The following is a 14,954-nucleotide window of genomic DNA, read 5'->3' as shown; positions in this document are numbered from 1 at the left end:
CGAACCCGAGCATTCGACTGGAGGGCGAGCAGCGGTGTCCAACAACCAACACGCCGCATCATCACAATCGTCAGTTGTGCATGCAGCTGCGGCGGATCTGGACCTGGGCGCGGTGCGGGCTTTCGTCGCCATCACCGAGGACCGCTACTTCAGCGAGGCCGCGATCAGGCTGGGCATCAGCCAGCAGGCCATCTCCAAACGCATCGCCAACCTCGAAGCCGCCGCCGGAGTGAAATTGTTCGCCCGCTCGCGCACCGGCGCCGAGTTGACCGAGGCCGGCAAGGCATTCCTTCCCCATGCGCGCGCCCTGGTCGGCACCGCCGACCAGGCACTGGCGACGCTGAGCGGCCGGCGCCGCGCGCTCCGGATCGATGTGCTGGACACCCGAACGGCCGCCATCGACCTGGTCCGCGCATTCCACGACACCTGCACGGACGTGGACATCGAGATCATCACCTCCAACGGACTCCGGTCCGCGCGCGACGCCCTCACCCGCGGAGTCGTGGACGTGGCCTTCTGCAGGGTCACCCAAGCCCTGGAAGACCAACTGATGCGCCTACCGGCCTACTTGGAACCGGCGCATCTTCTGGTCGGCCGCGACCACCCCCTGGCCGGCCTGCGGCAAGTGGAAATGGCTCAGCTCTCCGGAGCCACTGTGTGGATGCCCGGCAACGCCGAAGGAAGCGAATGGGCCGAATACCACCGCTTCCTCGGCAGCGTCTTCGGCATACGGATCGACACCACCGGACCCGACTTCGGCTACGAACATTTCGTGCAGGAGGTAGGCTCCAGCACGCTCGCAAGCATCATCGGCGAGAGGTCACGGATGCCCTGGCACCCGGACACCGTCCGGATCCCACTGGTCGACCCCACCCCGGTCTACCCATGGTCCCTGCTCTACCCTCGCGCCAACCAGCACCCGGCCTTGGACCTGCTCATCCGCCACGTACAGGCCGACTATCAGCCCTTCGACCCGGACAACCAATGGCTCCCCGCCCCCGACCAGTACCTCTTCACCACACCAAAGAACGCCTGAGGCTCCAACTCCTCAAGTGACCGTGCAGGGATTGAAGACAGCCTCTGAACGCCCGCCGCGCGGAACGCTCGGCCCCGCGCTCGCGGGGATCGTCCGGAGGGGACCGCGACCGCCTGCAGCCCGAGGACCCGGCCCCGCGCGTGCGGGGGTCGACCGAGAGATCAGAGAGCGAGGGAGGAGCGGGCAGTGGGCGCTGGCGCCGGTTGTGTCGCCGCGCTGTAGTTGGTGGTCCCGGGCGATCGGCATAGATCAGACGTCGTGGATGGATGGAGCCTGGAGGTTGCGCTAGCCGAGTTGGGCCGCGAGGCGCAGTTGGGGCAGGTGCATCTCCACGCGTTTGCGGGCCGTGGCAATCTCGCTTGCGCTGCGGTGCGCCACCTCGATCACGGTCTCGACCAACTGGACGGTCATCTTTGGGCCACTCATCGACGGCTCCTTCGGAGAGAGCGGACGTACGACCAAGGGGTAGGGATGACCTCCTTCCTCTCGCGTTATCGCTGGTCAAGGGCAGATAAAGATCCGGTGGGCCGCTTCGGCGGCCCACCGGCGGCGGCTCCACAGCCAGCTCAGGGCGCGCCTCACTCTTCTGAGATCTCGTGGTCCGCGTGCGCGAAGACGAACCTCCGGGCGGGCGCCAGGCGGATGCCGTCGATGAGGCTCGCGTGGTTGAGGGCGTCGCTGAAGACCGCATCGTCCGGGCCGAGCAGTGCGGCGAAGACGCCGAGGTTGGCATCGAAGCACCAGGAGGAGAGCACGGCGTCCTCGGCTCCCGCCGGCTCCGCTCCCTGCGCAGCCGCTCCGGGAACGTGCCGCTCACTCTTACCGTCCCTCTGGCCAGCCGGCGCAGGTGACGACCTCGAACCCCCGGCTGGGGAACACGGCGTCCATGAAGAAGTCGTGCATCGCCGCGTCGCCATCGGCGCAGCCGTCGCGCAGGACGGTCACCCGGTAGCCGCGGTCCGCCGCGTCGTAGCACGTCGCGGCGACCATCGCGCTGGTCGCGACTCCCGCGACCGCGACCGTGTCGACGCCGCCGGCGCGGAGCACGAGGTCGAGGTCCGTGCCGGCGAACGCGCTGGCGCGGCGCTTGAGCACGACGACGTCCTCTTCGGCGACCGGCAGATCGATCTCCGCTCCGGCCGATCCCTCAAGGAAGGCGTCCCCGGCTTCGTAGAACGACCTGAACATGGCATTGCCCGGGGGAAGGTCGGCCCCATTGGGCCGGAAGGCGAAGTGCACGAACGCGACGAGCGCACCGGCCGCGCGGGCGCGCGGGAGCAGCTCCGTGAGCGGCGGCACGACCCGCCGGGCGAACGGGTAGCCGCTCGTGATGCCCCGTTGGACGTCTCCGATGATCAGTGCTGTGGTCATGACAGGCTCCCGTCGAGTCGTTCCATCCGCCGTCCCGTGCTCAGCAGGACGGTCATCCCGGCCACCATGATGATCGCAATGGCCGGCAGCGCGTAGGTGAGGCTGCCGGTCGCGTCCTCGATGCTCCCGGTGATGTAGGGTCCGATGAATCCGCTGAGGTTGCTGACGGAGTTGATGAGCGCGATCCCGGACGCCGCGGCGGCACCGGTCAGGCCGATGGCCGGTATCCACCAGAACTGGGGCATCGCGGACGTCCTGCGGGCCTGGACCCTCGCGCCACCTCATCGCGGCGCAGTGCGCGCGTCGGCCGGCGCGCCAGCGTGTGCGGTGGTCGGTTCCGGGGGCGACATGGCGGGTCCCGTCATCGTCATCGCGCGCGGCGCGCGTGCGGGGTTACTCGGCTCGGGCCGCGCGTTCGAGGGCCTGCGCGCGTTCCTCGGCGACACCGGCGCGCTCGGTGGCGGTCCGCTCCCGCGCGTGCAAGGTCGGCACCGGGCCTCATCCGCCCCGAGGGCCGAACACGGGGCCTCGACCGAGCCCCCCCACCGGCCGCCGCCGGCGCGTCTGGCGCAGCTGACCGCCACGGGCCCCGGCCGAGCCGGGGCCCGTGCGTTTTCGCCCAATGGGTCCGCCGTCGTCCGCCACGGTCCGGTCGACACGAGACGGCAGGTCACTCGGGCTCAGGGCTCGGAAGGCTCCGGCCGGAGGGTCAGCGAGTTGCTTGAGCGACTTCGCCTTGGGCCTCTGCCGACAGGTCCAGCCAGTCGGCCCATGTCTTGAGCCGGTCGGCGTAGGCCTGCTGGAGCATCGGGTAGAAGCCCAGACCGAAGAGCACTCGCAGCGGCGGGTCGTCGGAGTCGACGAGCTTGACGAGTGCCTGGGCCGCGGCGGCGGGGTCGCCGGCGGGCTGCTTCCCGGCGACCGCGCCGAGGCGTCGGCGGAGACCGTCGTAGGCCGGGTCGGTCCGAGACATGTGGCCGTTGGCGAGCGGGTCGGGGTTCTTGCCGTCCCTGGTGGCGAAGCCGCCGGGCTCGACGATGGTCACCTTGACCCCGAACTCGGCGACCTCGCTGGCGAGTGCCTCGTTCAGTCCCTCCAGAGCCCACTTGGAGGCGTGGTAGGCGCCGCCGAGCGGCATGGCGATGACCCCGGCGGCCGAGGACAACTGGATGATGTGCCCCGCGCGTTGCTCGCGCAGATACGGCAGCGCGGCCTGGACCACCCATACCGCGCCGAACAGGTTGGTCTCCAGTTGGTCGCGCAGTTCCCGCTCGGTCAGCTCTTCGACCGCGCCGATCTGGGCGTAACCGGCGTTGTTCACGATGACGTCGAGACGGCCGAAGTGCTCCTTGGCCCGCCTCACGCCCTCGAAGACGGCCGCCTTGTCGGTCACGTCCATCTGGAGCGGAAGCACCGCCTCGCCATGGGCGGCGACCAGATCGGCAAGGCCGCCGGTGTTCCGGGCGGTCGCCGCGACCTTGTCGCCGCGGGACAGGGCGGCCTCGACGAAATTGCGGCCGAGGCCGCGGGACGAACCAGTGACGAACCAGACCTTGCTCATGAGGGCCTTCTTCCTTCTATCCAGTGATGTTGCCGCCGGTGATCAGCACCGAGGTCGGGGCCGAGCTCTTCTCATCCGCTGAGAGGTGGGCGATGACCTTCCGTTCTTCGGCGTGGCCGTTTGAACACCAGACACCGACGCCTCGATCCCCGTAACAGGCCGGGCCATGTGACCAGCCCCACAGATGCCTCGGTCCGCGTGCCGGCCTGCCGGGCGAGGGTGGCCAGGCTGACCCGCAGCGTGTGCCCGGACAGGCCCTCGACGCCGGCGCGTTCCCCGCAGGCCCGCACGCGCTCGCTGATCGCAGGACCGGGCAGTCGCTGCCGACCACGGTCAGGTCCTGCCGGGGGCTGATTGACCTGATCACACCCGGTCAGTACAACTGGAAGACCCCGATAAGGGTGGAGATCTGGACCGGTGAGCCACCGGCCGACACCAGCGAGTGGGACAACGAGGTCGACATCGATTTCGACGCCCCAACGGGCGGCATCACCTTCGAGCCCTCCGGCGGCAGCGCCCACATCAGCGGCGCTCCACCGTCAGTACCTACGAGTTCTGGCCCAAGCCGGGGCAGGCGCGTGGGGTGCAGATCGATCTGAACGCCGACCGTATCGCTCTGCGCTATCCGGTAGAGGTCGGCCCGGGCGGTCACGCCCGCGGGGTGCTGGAGGCGTTGCTGCCGCACCGCCGCGACCAGCACGATGTCGACGGGCCTGGCCAGCAAACCTATCGACGGCAGCCGCCCCCACCTCGTGTCGATCGTCGCAGGTCGGTTGGTCTCGTTTGGTTCACGTCCGGTAACGGCACGTACTGCCGGGACCCCTGAAGGGGCGGCCTTAACGGTGGTGCTCCGGTCGATCCACGGTGGCTGACCACTTCAGGTCCGCGGAATGGGAGGACACAGTCTCGTTGTCCGACCTTAATAGGTTGAGTGGGGAACGCTTCGGGCAACGAGTCGGCCGACGGCGGCGATGGTTCCGAGCAGAGGAACGAGTCGTTTGAGGACCCTCTGTACCGGCTTTGGCGGCGGGTGCGGTACCCGTTGCGTCGGCGTCTTGGCTTCGTCATGGGCCTTAGCGCCGGATCTGTGGTGGCATGGCCGTGGGTGAGCCAGGGGTACTGGTGGTACGCGATTCCCATCGGACTGGGCCTCGGTATCGCCGTCTGGGCGTTGGTCACGTGGCTCAGTCCCGCGATGCGGGAGATGCGCCGAGCACGGGCGGCCGAACTCGCCACACTGCCGCTGAAGGAGCGCGAAGATCTCCGGGTGCAGCGCACTCAGTCGCTGGCTCAGATGCTGAGCAGCCTCGGGGTGCTGGTCGGCGTGGCGTTCACTGCGTTGAGCCTGGTCTACACCGCGCAGACATTGCGAGCCACGCAGGAGGCGCAGATCACCGACCGCTACTCGCGGACGGTGGAACAACTCGGCAATCGCGAGTCCCGCGACGCACGGATCGGTGCGATCTACGCACTCGGCCGGTTGGCCCACGACTCCAACCGCGACCGGACGGCCATCGCCAACGTGCTGGCCACCTACGTGCACGAGCACATTCGCACAGACGCACGGCGGCCGGCCGGCGGGGGGCGGCCAGTCCCGTCGGTGGACGTACGCGCCGCGTTGCACGTCTTGGACGATCTCCAAGAATGGTGGGGAGTGGAGGAGCCACTGGATCTGCACGGGATGGAGTTGGGCGAGACGATCCCTCTGCTACTGAAAGCGCGCGCGTTTCTCGACGGCGCGAACCTCTCTGAAGCGGGACTGCGCGGAGTCGACCTCAAAGGGGAACATCTGTCCAAGGCCAACCTCTCCGGCGCGGACCTCACAACGGCCGAACTGGAGGGAGCTGACCTTTATGAAGCCGACCTGTCGGGGGCCGTGCTGAGCGCGGCCGTTCTCCGGAACGCCAACCTCGACGGATCCGACCTCCACGGGGCGGACCTGAGCGCCCTGGTCATCTGGAAGAGCAAATACGGCTCCGAGGCAACTCCTACCGATCTCCAGGGGGCCGACTTGGCCAATGCCGACCTTCGGGGAGCCAAAGGGATGTCACCAACACAGATCCGCCGCGTGGCCAAGACCGTGAGCGGCGCCAAGTTCGATTGACCGGCACCCGCCATGCCCTGCGGAGGCCTGTTCGACCACTCGCGCCCAACGCGGCTGCCCACGGTCGATGACGTGCGGTGGGGTTGATACGTGAGGCGCTGTCAAGAGAGCGACGCTCCACAGTGCCTCATCGCCCGCCCGTCAGCCCTGCGGAACGCCGATGACGGCGGCGATCAGCGCTCCGGGAACGGCGGCCAGAGCGAGGGCTGCGGCGACCAGGGCGGCGGGGATAGCGACGATCAGCAAGGCGGGCGAGAAGAGCGTCTGCCAGAAGGGCCGTAGGCCGGGATGCCTGCCGTTCGCGACCCAGAAGCGGCGCTGCGGCCGTGCCTTGGAGTTCTCGTAGAAGCAACCGCGCGTGCCCGTCAGCGTCCGCCCCTCGGCGTTGACATAGATATAGCGCTGCTGCCAGGGGGCTTCGGGGTTGCGGCCCCCTACCGGCCGGTAGATCCGGACGGTCTTGCTGTACTCGGCCTTGATAAGCCCTCCGCTGAAGGCCCGCAGCAGTTCCCACGCCGTCACTCCCGTGGTGTAGGCGATCCCGCCGCACAGCACGCCCGCGAACAGGGCCGAGGCTCCGGCGATCGCCAGGTCCCACCCGCCGGCGACGGCCACGGCGAGGAAGTACAACGCCAGCGCCGCGCACCCCGCCCATTGCACGGCTCGTCGCCTGTCCCGCGACCACTTGCCGATCGGCACCACTCTGCCATTCTGCTCCGAAGATCGTCTCCGGAACAGGGACGGCCACCGGACCGCCGGGATGCGGGCGGGAGGCGATCGGGACGCTCGCTTCCCGCTGCCGTGCTGGGCTTCGCCAGCTCAGCGGCCGACCGGCCGGCTCCGTCGGGACCAACCAGGACGGCACCGTCGCCGACGGCCCAGTGCACTGACAATTACTCCGCGGTTCCGCCGACGTTTGCTGGCTCTGGCCCGCTCTCGATGAGCAGGTGACTTTGAGTTAATTCTGCGCTCTCGGATGGTCGACATCGGCGGCGCCGATACCGCCATTCTTCTTTGGATCGCCGAGCGCGACAGGGAACCACCGACGTCTCCTGCTCCAAGGTGTTGACCTGGCGATATATCGGACACTCCGTGCCTCGTCGATCGCAGTTGTGCAACGGACCGCTACCGGCGGACCCTGCGGGATCTGGAGGCGTGCGGACGGCCGCTGCTGATCGAGCTCGAAGTGCGCCGGTTCTTGTGCGGCAGGACCAGGTGCGAGCGCGAGATCTTCGCCGAGCAGGTCGACGGACTGGTCCAGCGGTATGCCTGTCGCACGAGCGCGTTGCGCGGTGTGCTCACCTCGATCGCCATAGCGCTGGCCGGGCGCGCCGGGACCCGCATGGCCGGCCCGCCACGCACGCCGGGACCGCCCTCGGCGGAGCTGGCCGTTTCCGGCCATGACAGCGGCTCAACCGAAGGTGCGCCCGAGTCTCGGGATTCGGTCAGCCGCCGTCCGGATCCCGCCACATCAGCCACACCGGCGGGCAGCCCCGGCCCGGCATGGCGAGCTCCCGCGTCACCCGGAACCCGAACCTCTCGTAGTACGGGACGTTCCCTCTTCTCGTTTGTCAAGGGTTCTTTGGACGCTGCGATACGCGTCCTCGACGGGACCATCCCCGCAGGTGCGGGGCCGCCCGCAGCCCCGCTGGCTACTACTACCTGATCAAGGAACCATCCCCGCAGGCGCGGGGCCGACTGACGGTCTTGCGGGACGTGGTACTGCTCGTGCGAACCATCCCCGTAGGCGCGGGGCGACGCGCCGGCGAAGCCAGTCGGGATGATGATCGCCGAACCATCCCCGCGTGCGCCGGGCCGACACGCTGCCTGGACAGCGCCCGTCACGTAACGAGGAACCATCCCCGCGGGGGCGGGGCCTGCGGCGGGGGCGTCATAGCGGCCATATGGGCGGAAGAACCATCGCCGCGGGGCGGGGCCGACTACGGGAGCACGGGGGACACTCGGAGCAGGGCGAACCATCCCCGCGGGCGCGGGGCCGACGCCTTGACGGGCGTGTCCTCGCCCTTCTCCGCCGAACCATTCCCACGGGCGCGGGGCCGACCATCCCTCCGGCAGGTCCGCCGCCGCGGCGGGGGAGCCATCCCCGCAGATGCGGGGCCGACACCGCCACCGTGTTCCACGCGGAGCGAATGCCCGAACCATCCCCGCGGCCGCGGGGCCGGACCCTTCCGAACCGCAGTCCTCAGCGGCCGCCATGGAATCATCCCCGCGGGCGCGGGGCCGACCTCCGCTTCGACCAGTGGAGCCGGTCGTTGGCGGAACCATCCCCGAGTGTGTGGGGCCGACCTTCTCGGAGTCCCTAGGAAGACCGCTACGTGGGGACCATCCCCGCGGGCGCGGGGCCGACTGCTCGGGAGCTAGCGTCCACGGCAGAGCCCACGAACCATCCCCGCAGGCGCGGGGCCGACGAGGGCCGGACCAAGGACGAGGTCGTGAGCGAGGGGCCATCCCCGCAGGCGGGGGCCGACAGCAGAAGCATCTGGCGGGAACCGTCGACCAGCGGGCCATCCCCGCAGGCGCGGGGCCGACGGCCAGGCGGACGAGCGCGTCCAGCCATACGGCGGGCCATCCCCGCAGGCGCGGGGCCGACCAGGACGCATCCCGCTTCGCCGTCGCCTGCGCGGGGCCATCCCCGCAGGCGCGGGGCCGACGGCCGGCCCGTGGTGTCGGTGGCGAGCAGCAGCGGGCCATCCCCGCAGGCGCGGGGCCGACGACTGGGCAACCCTCATCCGCTCCCTGTCGCGGGGGCCATCCCCGCAGGCGCGGGGCCGACACGGGCGGCGGGTACGGCGGCGGCCCGACGAGCGGGCCATCCCCGCAGGCGCGGGGCCGACATGAGGCACCTGGCGCTGCTGTACGGCGACCTCGAACCATCCCCGCAGGCGCGGGGCCGACGGCGTTATGGCGGTCATCAACTTCATTGTGCCGGAACCATTCCCGCAGGCGCGGGGCCGACGGTCCAGGCGTTGCCGGGCCGGGTGGAGCACGGGAACCATCCCCGCAGGCGCGGGGCCGACGAAGAGGCAGCCCTCCTGCAGATCCCAACCATCGAACCATCCCCGCAGGCGCGGGGCCGACGGGGCGGCGGGTCAGGCGTCGGTCATGTGCGCGGAACCATCCCCGCAGGCGCAGGGCCGACCTAGTGCGTGGCACGGTCGGCGGCGGGCAGTGCGAACCATCCCCGCAGGCGCGGGGCCGACCTTCGACACCGCGCCCGCGAGGCTGCGCGCCCAGAACCATCCCCGCAGGCGCGGGGCCGACCTCCGCGATCCCCCTGACGTGGACCAACCGGGAGAACCATCCCCGCAGGCGCGGGGCCGACTCCGCCATCGCCACGGCTACGGCGGTGGTGGCGGAACCATCTCCGCAGGCGCGGGGCCGACGAAGAACAGGATGTCGCCCGGCTGCAGGTCCGCGAACGATCCCCGCAGGCGCGGGGCCGACAGCGACGCCGGCGAGATCTACATCGCCCGCTACGAACCATCCCCGCAGGCGCGGGGCCGACGTGTCAGCGTCCCCCGCGGGCGTGGACGGCTGCGAACCATCCCCGCGTGCGCGGGGCTGACGTGAACCCGGTCTCCCGGATGCCGTACAGCAGGGGACGATACCCGCGTGCGCGGGGCTGACGCCGCCGCCAGGTTCGACACGATCTTAACGAGGCGACGATCCCCGCAGACGCAGGGCCGAGGCCACCGACCGCAAGGCGACGGTGAAGGCCACCGGACGATCCAGCGGGCGCGGGGCCGAGGGGGCAGGTATAGGCCCAGGAGAAGGACCTCGCGGACGATCCCCGCGGGCACGGGGCTGACTGGTCTCAATCTCGGGGTTGGGCTCGTCAGGGGAACGATCCCCGCGTGCGCTGACATCCAAAGGGCCTGCGCGCCGGCCTCCCCCGAAGGAAGATCCCGCGTGCGCGGGGCTGACCCGGTTCCGGGTACTCATACAGATGAGAGCCCGGAAGATCCCCGCGTGCGAGTGCGGGGCCGACGCCCGCGATCAGGACGCGCCGCTGGCGAAGTACGAACCATCCTGCCCGGTCGACTGAGAGATCAGTGCCAGGGAGGAGCGGGCAGTGGGCGCTGGTGCTGGTTGTGTCGCCGCGCTGTATTTGGTGGTCCCGGGCGATCGGCATAGATCAGACGGGATGGAGCCTGGAGGTTGCGTTAGCCGAGATGGGCCGCGTTTCTGCGGGGGAACGTCCGTTGTCGTGGGGCGGCTGGTGGTGGCTCAGGGTTTTCTGGCGACGCCGCCGTAGGCGTCGACGGTGTCTGGGGGCATGGGGGAGAGGTCGGGGCGCCAGTGCGGTACGGGCACGACGCCGGGGTCGATGAGGTCCAGGCCGGTGAAGAAGCCGCGGAGTTGGTCGGGGCTGCGGAGCCGGTGTGCAGGTCGCTGATGCTGCGGCCCGAACGCGGCCCGGTTATCGCCTGAGTCGTCCGCGACCGCCCCGTTCAGACCGCTAGCAGGGGACCGAACACTTCCTGCATCGCCTCGGCGCCGCCGTGAACCACCGGCCGCAGCTGATGCCGGTATACCTTCTCGGTGACGTCGGTGGAGGCGTGACCGACCAGGTCGGCGATCGTCTCGATCGCGACGCCGTGGTCGCTGAGGATCGACACGAAGCTGTGCCGCAGCTCCCGGGGCGTCCACGAGGCGTCCAGACCGGCCGCACCTGTCATCTCCCGGAACTGCTCCCGCACGTGCCGGTCGGTCAGCGGCCGCCCGTCAAGATGGCCGGCCGACATGTCGTCGGGGCCGGTTGGGGCCTGTTGATCTGCAGGGTGGACGCCACGACGGTCAGGGCAATGGTGCCGCTGTCTTGGCCGATGGCGTTGATGCCAGCGGCGGCCCATCGCACGCTGAGCGGGCTGGGAGTGCCGGGGTCGATGGCGAGCGGGACGGGTTCCAGTGCCACCCTGGCGTGAGCCCGAAGATCAACCGCATCGAAGACGATCTGCAGCCAGTCCGGGCGTTGTTCGGCACACCAGTGTCGGTGCACTGGAAACTTAGGAGGCTGAAGCCGGCAGGTTGGCCGGACGTCCCAGTCGGCCCGAATGCGAGCCGTTCGCAGCCGGCCTATGTCATCTTCGAGCCGCCAGCGCCAACGGCGTTCAGGGGGCAGGTCCCGGTTCGAGCAACCCTCTCTGACAGGGGATAGGAAAGTACTGCGCACTCTGAGCCAGGCCACCCGATGTAGCCGCATCTGGCCACACCTCATCGCTGGCCATGTCCCAGCAGGGTGCCCTCCGCAACTCGCTCAACGGGCAGCCCTCTCTTACCCGATGAAGCCTCGACCTACTCAACACGAAATGTGACGATCTCCCAAGGGATGCGGTCAAATCCTTTCTCCGCCTCCAGCCTTCGCACTTGGGAGGTGCCATGGCCTACCTGGGCGAATGCCCTGACGAGTCCACCCAAGTCAAAGCCGCGCTCGCCGCGCTCGGCCTGGCATGGCCTGAACTGTGGCAGGCGATCCGCGATGGGGAGGAGCAGCGTCAGACCGCCAACCGGTACCAGCCCAGATCCGCGGGTGGATTGAAGGACTGGATCGCCCGGGTCGGGACCCTTCGGGAGACCCTCGACGGCAGAGACTGGCGCTATGTCGACGACTACCAGATCCCGTTGTCGATCAACCCTCATAACACCCTAGGTGTCGGTGTTCTCCTCGGAAATGAAAAGACTGGTCAGGAGCCAGCCTCTGCTCAAGGGCCTCGCAGTAGATACCCCAAGGGCCCCAAGGTCGCAGAAGTCGCCGCACGCAATGAGCAACTCGAGCTCCCGCTCACCGAGCTCAATGACCCCGCCCAAGACGACCAGGACGTCAACGACGTCCTCTACCCCGAACTGGAGGTCTGGTTCCTGGTGACCTACCGGGTGATTGACCTCCAGCCGCCCGACCTAGAGGCTGCCGTCCGGGTGTACAGCGAGCTATCCCTGCCCGGAAGAACCAGCGGCACCACCACTCCCGTCTACATCGACCGGTGGCTCAAACGCATCCCGCTGCCCCCCTCCACATTCCGGCTCAATCCACAGACCCCACCGGACGCAGACGAGAACCTGGGCGACATCCCAGAAGGACTATGACCGTACCCGAAGCGATTCACCGGCCCGAGCGCTCTGCCAGTACCAACGCCGGCTGCCGGGCATGCGGCTCCGGAAGGTAATCAACCTCGTCGGTCACCAGCACCCTCAGCCGCGGCCGCGGCCTTGGCGGACCAGACGGCGGCATCCTCCAGTTCTCATCCACCCACCGGTACAACCGCTCCCAATCCGAATCGATGTACCGCGCCAACACCCCACCGCGATTCGCGGCCGGCACCGGCGCCGGCGGCCGCGCCCGGATCTCCCGCCACAGCGCCTCTCCCGCAGCCCGATGCCGGTAGCAGAACTGCCGCGGGAACTGCTCGCCTGTCCGCGGATCAGGCTCCCAAAACGACGGGCCCGTACCGATCGGTCGGCCACACCGCTCTTTGCGCGGCGTCCGCGCCATACACCCCGACCCCGGCCCCTCCAACCGGTGACACGGCCGCTCATACCGAGGCAAATCCGCCTTGATCACCCGCCGCAACCAGCCCACATGCCCACCCGGAAGACTCAACCGTTCCCCGTCCAACACCGTCGTCGATCCCAAAATCCCTGGAGCCGCACCAACCGCCGCCCGCGCCGCATCCCGCCACCGCACCTCACTCCGCACCGCATGCAACTGCACCGCCGCCAACCCGAGCAGCAACCGGTCACCCACCAAGTCGCCGTCCCGCAGCATCTCGGTCATCACCTCAGAGTGATCACCCTTCGGAACCATCATCCGACCACACCCCCAACTCGAACCACGTTCTAAGACAACAGTCCCCACACCTTGAGATCGACACGCCGCACTTCACCCACCCGCAACCCGCCCGAGACTGACCTGACCACAACAGGCCCACTCCTTCTAGCCTGGCTCCGCTTGGCCCACCCCGATCTGGCCTGCGCCTGGGCCGACCGCGCTTACAGGCGCGGGGCCGACCCTGGCGTACCTGGCCGGGGCGACGCCGATCGGGGAACCATCCCCGCAGGCGCGGGGCCGACTTGACGACCGGGTCAGCGGATCGGGGAAGAGGTGGACCATCCCCGCAGGCGCGGGGCCGACCGGTAGAACCACGGCTCCGGGGCGTCCTCGGGGGAATCATCCCCGCAGGCGCGGGGCCGACCGCTGGTTGATCGCGGCCTGATCGGCGTCCATGGAACCATCCCCGCAGGCGCTGGGCCGACGGGCCCGAGCACCGGAAGCTCCGCGGCAGCCGAGGACCATCCCCGCAGGCGCGGGGCCGACGCGGACTACACGCCGGACGAGCGTGCGGAACTGGGGCCATCCCCGCAGGCGCGGGGCCGACGCCTGCACTACTGGGCGGACCGTCGGGAGCCACGGGCCATCCCCGCAGGCGCGGGGCCGACAGCCCGCGCAGCCACGCGGCGAACTGGTCAGTGGGGCCATCCCCGCAGGCGCGGGGCCGACTCCGTCGACGAGGGCACTGCCACGGAACTGCGGGGGCCATCCCCGCAGGCGCGGGGCCGACGCCCGCACCAGCGCCTGGCGGCCGTCGATGTTGGGGCCATCCCCGCAGGCGCGGGGCCGACTTGACCTGCTTCACCTGCCGCCGGATCATCACCGGGCCATCCCCGCAGGCGCGGGGCCGACCTCGATCCCGCCGACGCTGCGGCCGTAGTCGCGGGGCCATCCCCGCAGGCGCGGGGCCGACAGAGAACGTGAGGCGCCGGGTGCGCTTGAAGAAGGGCCATCCCCGCAGGCGCGGGGCCGACACCACGCGCGGGCAGTTCAGGGCCTCCGCCAGCGGGCCATCCCCGCAGGCGCGGGGCCGACGCCCTACGCGACGACTTCCTCGACGCCATCATGGGGCCATCCCCGCAGGCGCGGGGCCGACCACGTTCACCACGAGCGGGACCTCACGCTGGAGGGACCATCCCCGCAGCAGCGGGGCCGACGGGCGCGGGCGGCCGCGCCCGTTCTGGCAACGGGGACCATCCCCGCGGGCGCGGGGCCGACATCACGCCGAACGGCTGGCTCCGCGGCCTGTGGGAACCATCCCCGCGGGCGCGGGCCGACTGGAACGTCGCGCCGATGGCGGTGATCAGCGGCGAACCATCCCCGCGGGCACGGGGCCGACACGGCGGCCGCGGCGCCCGCTGTCTCGAGCACGGAACCATCCTCGCGGGCGCGGGGCCGACCCTAGTTAGGCGGCGCGCTCGTAGCGGCCGTACGAACCATCCCCGCAGGTGCAGGGCCGACTACGCTACCCGGCCAACGAGACCGGCAACAAGGGACCATCCCCGCGGGCGCGGGGCCGACGCGACCCGACTGCGACAGGAAGGGCCGTCATGGGGACCATCCCCGCCAGTGCGGCGCCAACCCTCCCCCAACGACGACGATGGCGGGCGGGACGGAACTATCCCCGCGAGTGCGGGGCCGACCCTGAGTCGCTATGGACGTCGACATCACGACGAGAGCCATCCTCGCGTGTGCGGGGCCGACCCGGTACCGGGGTGGTACCAGTGCCAGGTCGAGGAACCATCCCCGCGCATGCGAGGCCGACCGCTACCTGAACGGCCAGCGGGCGTGGGCGGAAGAACCATCCCCGCGCGTGCGGGGCCGAGCCGGGCGGTCAATGACTTCACTGAACCATCTCCGCGCGTGCGGGGCCGAGCGTTCAGCCCGAAGCACATGTACGACAGTTGGCGAACTATCCCCGCGCATGCGGGGCCGACGCAGCCCGCAGCGCGTCCTTCGCCTTGAACCGGGAACCATCCCCGCGTGTGCGGGGCCGACAACTCCTGCGCAGTCGCCTCCGCGAGCGCCTGCGAAC

13 protein-coding genes and 1 CRISPR repeat array (1 of these 14 running past the window's edge) are annotated in these 14,954 nt (G+C 70.0%); of the genes, 3 read left to right on the top strand and 10 right to left on the bottom strand.

What is annotated here, in order from left to right:
• Positions 1 to 34: 34 nt before the first annotated feature.
• Positions 35 to 1,036 carry a LysR family transcriptional regulator gene (locus tag amrb99_RS08095; RefSeq protein ID WP_206699866.1) on the top strand — a complete coding sequence of 334 codons (1,002 nt, stop codon included), beginning with the start codon at positions 35 to 37 and terminating at the stop codon, positions 1,034 to 1,036.
• Between the two features lie 285 nt (positions 1,037 to 1,321).
• On the opposite strand, the gene amrb99_RS52275 is transcribed toward amrb99_RS08095, so the two are convergent.
• The 6 genes from amrb99_RS52275 to amrb99_RS08070 all read right to left on the bottom strand — a co-directional run bounded on the left by amrb99_RS52275 (position 1,322) and on the right by amrb99_RS08070 (position 4,692).
• A complete protein-coding gene (locus amrb99_RS52275) occupies positions 1,322 to 1,447 on the bottom strand; it encodes a hypothetical protein (protein ID WP_277819866.1) in 126 nt (41 codons plus the stop codon).
• Positions 1,448 to 1,614: 167 nt separating this feature from the next.
• Entirely contained in the window at positions 1,615 to 1,791 is a 177-nt protein-coding gene (locus tag amrb99_RS53010) for an aminotransferase class I/II-fold pyridoxal phosphate-dependent enzyme (RefSeq protein WP_347256587.1), read from the bottom strand.
• Positions 1,792 to 1,855: 64 nt separating this feature from the next.
• Positions 1,856 to 2,407 (bottom strand): isochorismatase family cysteine hydrolase, encoded by a 552-nt coding sequence (locus amrb99_RS08085; protein WP_190854160.1) that lies wholly within the window; start codon positions 2,405 to 2,407, stop codon positions 1,856 to 1,858.
• The gene (locus amrb99_RS08080) at positions 2,404 to 2,652 is read right to left on the bottom strand and encodes an MFS transporter (protein WP_206699864.1); all 249 of its coding nucleotides are present in this window, start codon (positions 2,650 to 2,652) and stop codon (positions 2,404 to 2,406) included. The genes amrb99_RS08085 and amrb99_RS08080 overlap by 4 nt, the downstream gene beginning before the upstream one ends.
• A gap of 464 nt (positions 2,653 to 3,116) precedes the next feature.
• Positions 3,117 to 3,968: an SDR family NAD(P)-dependent oxidoreductase gene (locus amrb99_RS08075; RefSeq protein WP_190854158.1), complete on the bottom strand. Its 852-nt coding sequence runs from the start codon at positions 3,966 to 3,968 to the stop codon at positions 3,117 to 3,119.
• A gap of 373 nt (positions 3,969 to 4,341) precedes the next feature.
• Positions 4,342 to 4,692, bottom strand: coding sequence for a hypothetical protein (locus tag amrb99_RS08070; protein WP_190854156.1), 351 nt, complete (start codon positions 4,690 to 4,692; stop codon positions 4,342 to 4,344).
• Positions 4,693 to 5,073: 381 nt separating this feature from the next.
• On the opposite strand from amrb99_RS08070, the gene amrb99_RS53005 reads away from it, so the two are divergent.
• Positions 5,074 to 6,072, top strand: coding sequence for a pentapeptide repeat-containing protein (locus amrb99_RS53005; RefSeq protein WP_190854154.1), 999 nt, complete (start codon positions 5,074 to 5,076; stop codon positions 6,070 to 6,072).
• 141 nt (positions 6,073 to 6,213) lie between these two features.
• On the opposite strand, the gene amrb99_RS08060 is transcribed toward amrb99_RS53005, so the two are convergent.
• From amrb99_RS08060 to amrb99_RS08050, 3 genes are all read right to left on the bottom strand, one after another.
• A complete protein-coding gene (locus amrb99_RS08060) occupies positions 6,214 to 6,774 on the bottom strand; it encodes a hypothetical protein (RefSeq protein ID WP_190854152.1) in 561 nt (186 codons plus the stop codon).
• Positions 6,775 to 10,320: 3,546 nt separating this feature from the next.
• A complete protein-coding gene (locus tag amrb99_RS52265; protein ID WP_194736656.1) occupies positions 10,321 to 10,548 on the bottom strand; it encodes an SAM-dependent methyltransferase in 228 nt (75 codons plus the stop codon).
• The gene (locus amrb99_RS08050) at positions 10,545 to 10,838 is read right to left on the bottom strand and encodes a tyrosine-type recombinase/integrase (protein ID WP_206699863.1); all 294 of its coding nucleotides are present in this window, start codon (positions 10,836 to 10,838) and stop codon (positions 10,545 to 10,547) included. Before amrb99_RS08050 ends, amrb99_RS52265 begins: the two co-directional genes overlap by 4 nt.
• 634 nt (positions 10,839 to 11,472) lie before the next feature.
• Here amrb99_RS08050 and amrb99_RS08045 point away from each other — a divergent pair.
• Positions 11,473 to 12,177 carry a hypothetical protein gene (locus amrb99_RS08045; protein ID WP_190854147.1) on the top strand — a complete coding sequence of 235 codons (705 nt, stop codon included), beginning with the start codon at positions 11,473 to 11,475 and terminating at the stop codon, positions 12,175 to 12,177.
• 16 nt (positions 12,178 to 12,193) lie between these two features.
• Here the strand turns inward: amrb99_RS08045 and amrb99_RS08040 are convergent, their stop codons facing one another.
• Positions 12,194 to 12,865, bottom strand: coding sequence for a hypothetical protein (locus amrb99_RS08040; protein WP_190854145.1), 672 nt, complete (start codon positions 12,863 to 12,865; stop codon positions 12,194 to 12,196).
• Between the two features lie 268 nt (positions 12,866 to 13,133).
• Positions 13,134 to 14,954: a CRISPR direct-repeat array (repeat unit 25 nt; unit sequence CCATCCCCGCAGGCGCGGGGCCGAC); it runs 4,799 nt beyond the window's last position.

The organism is Actinomadura sp. RB99, assembly GCF_014706005.1.
Classification (GTDB): domain Bacteria; phylum Actinomycetota; class Actinomycetes; order Streptosporangiales; family Streptosporangiaceae; genus Spirillospora.
Note: the sequence above shows the minus strand (reverse complement) of the source record. Positions and strands in the feature narration are given on the sequence as shown.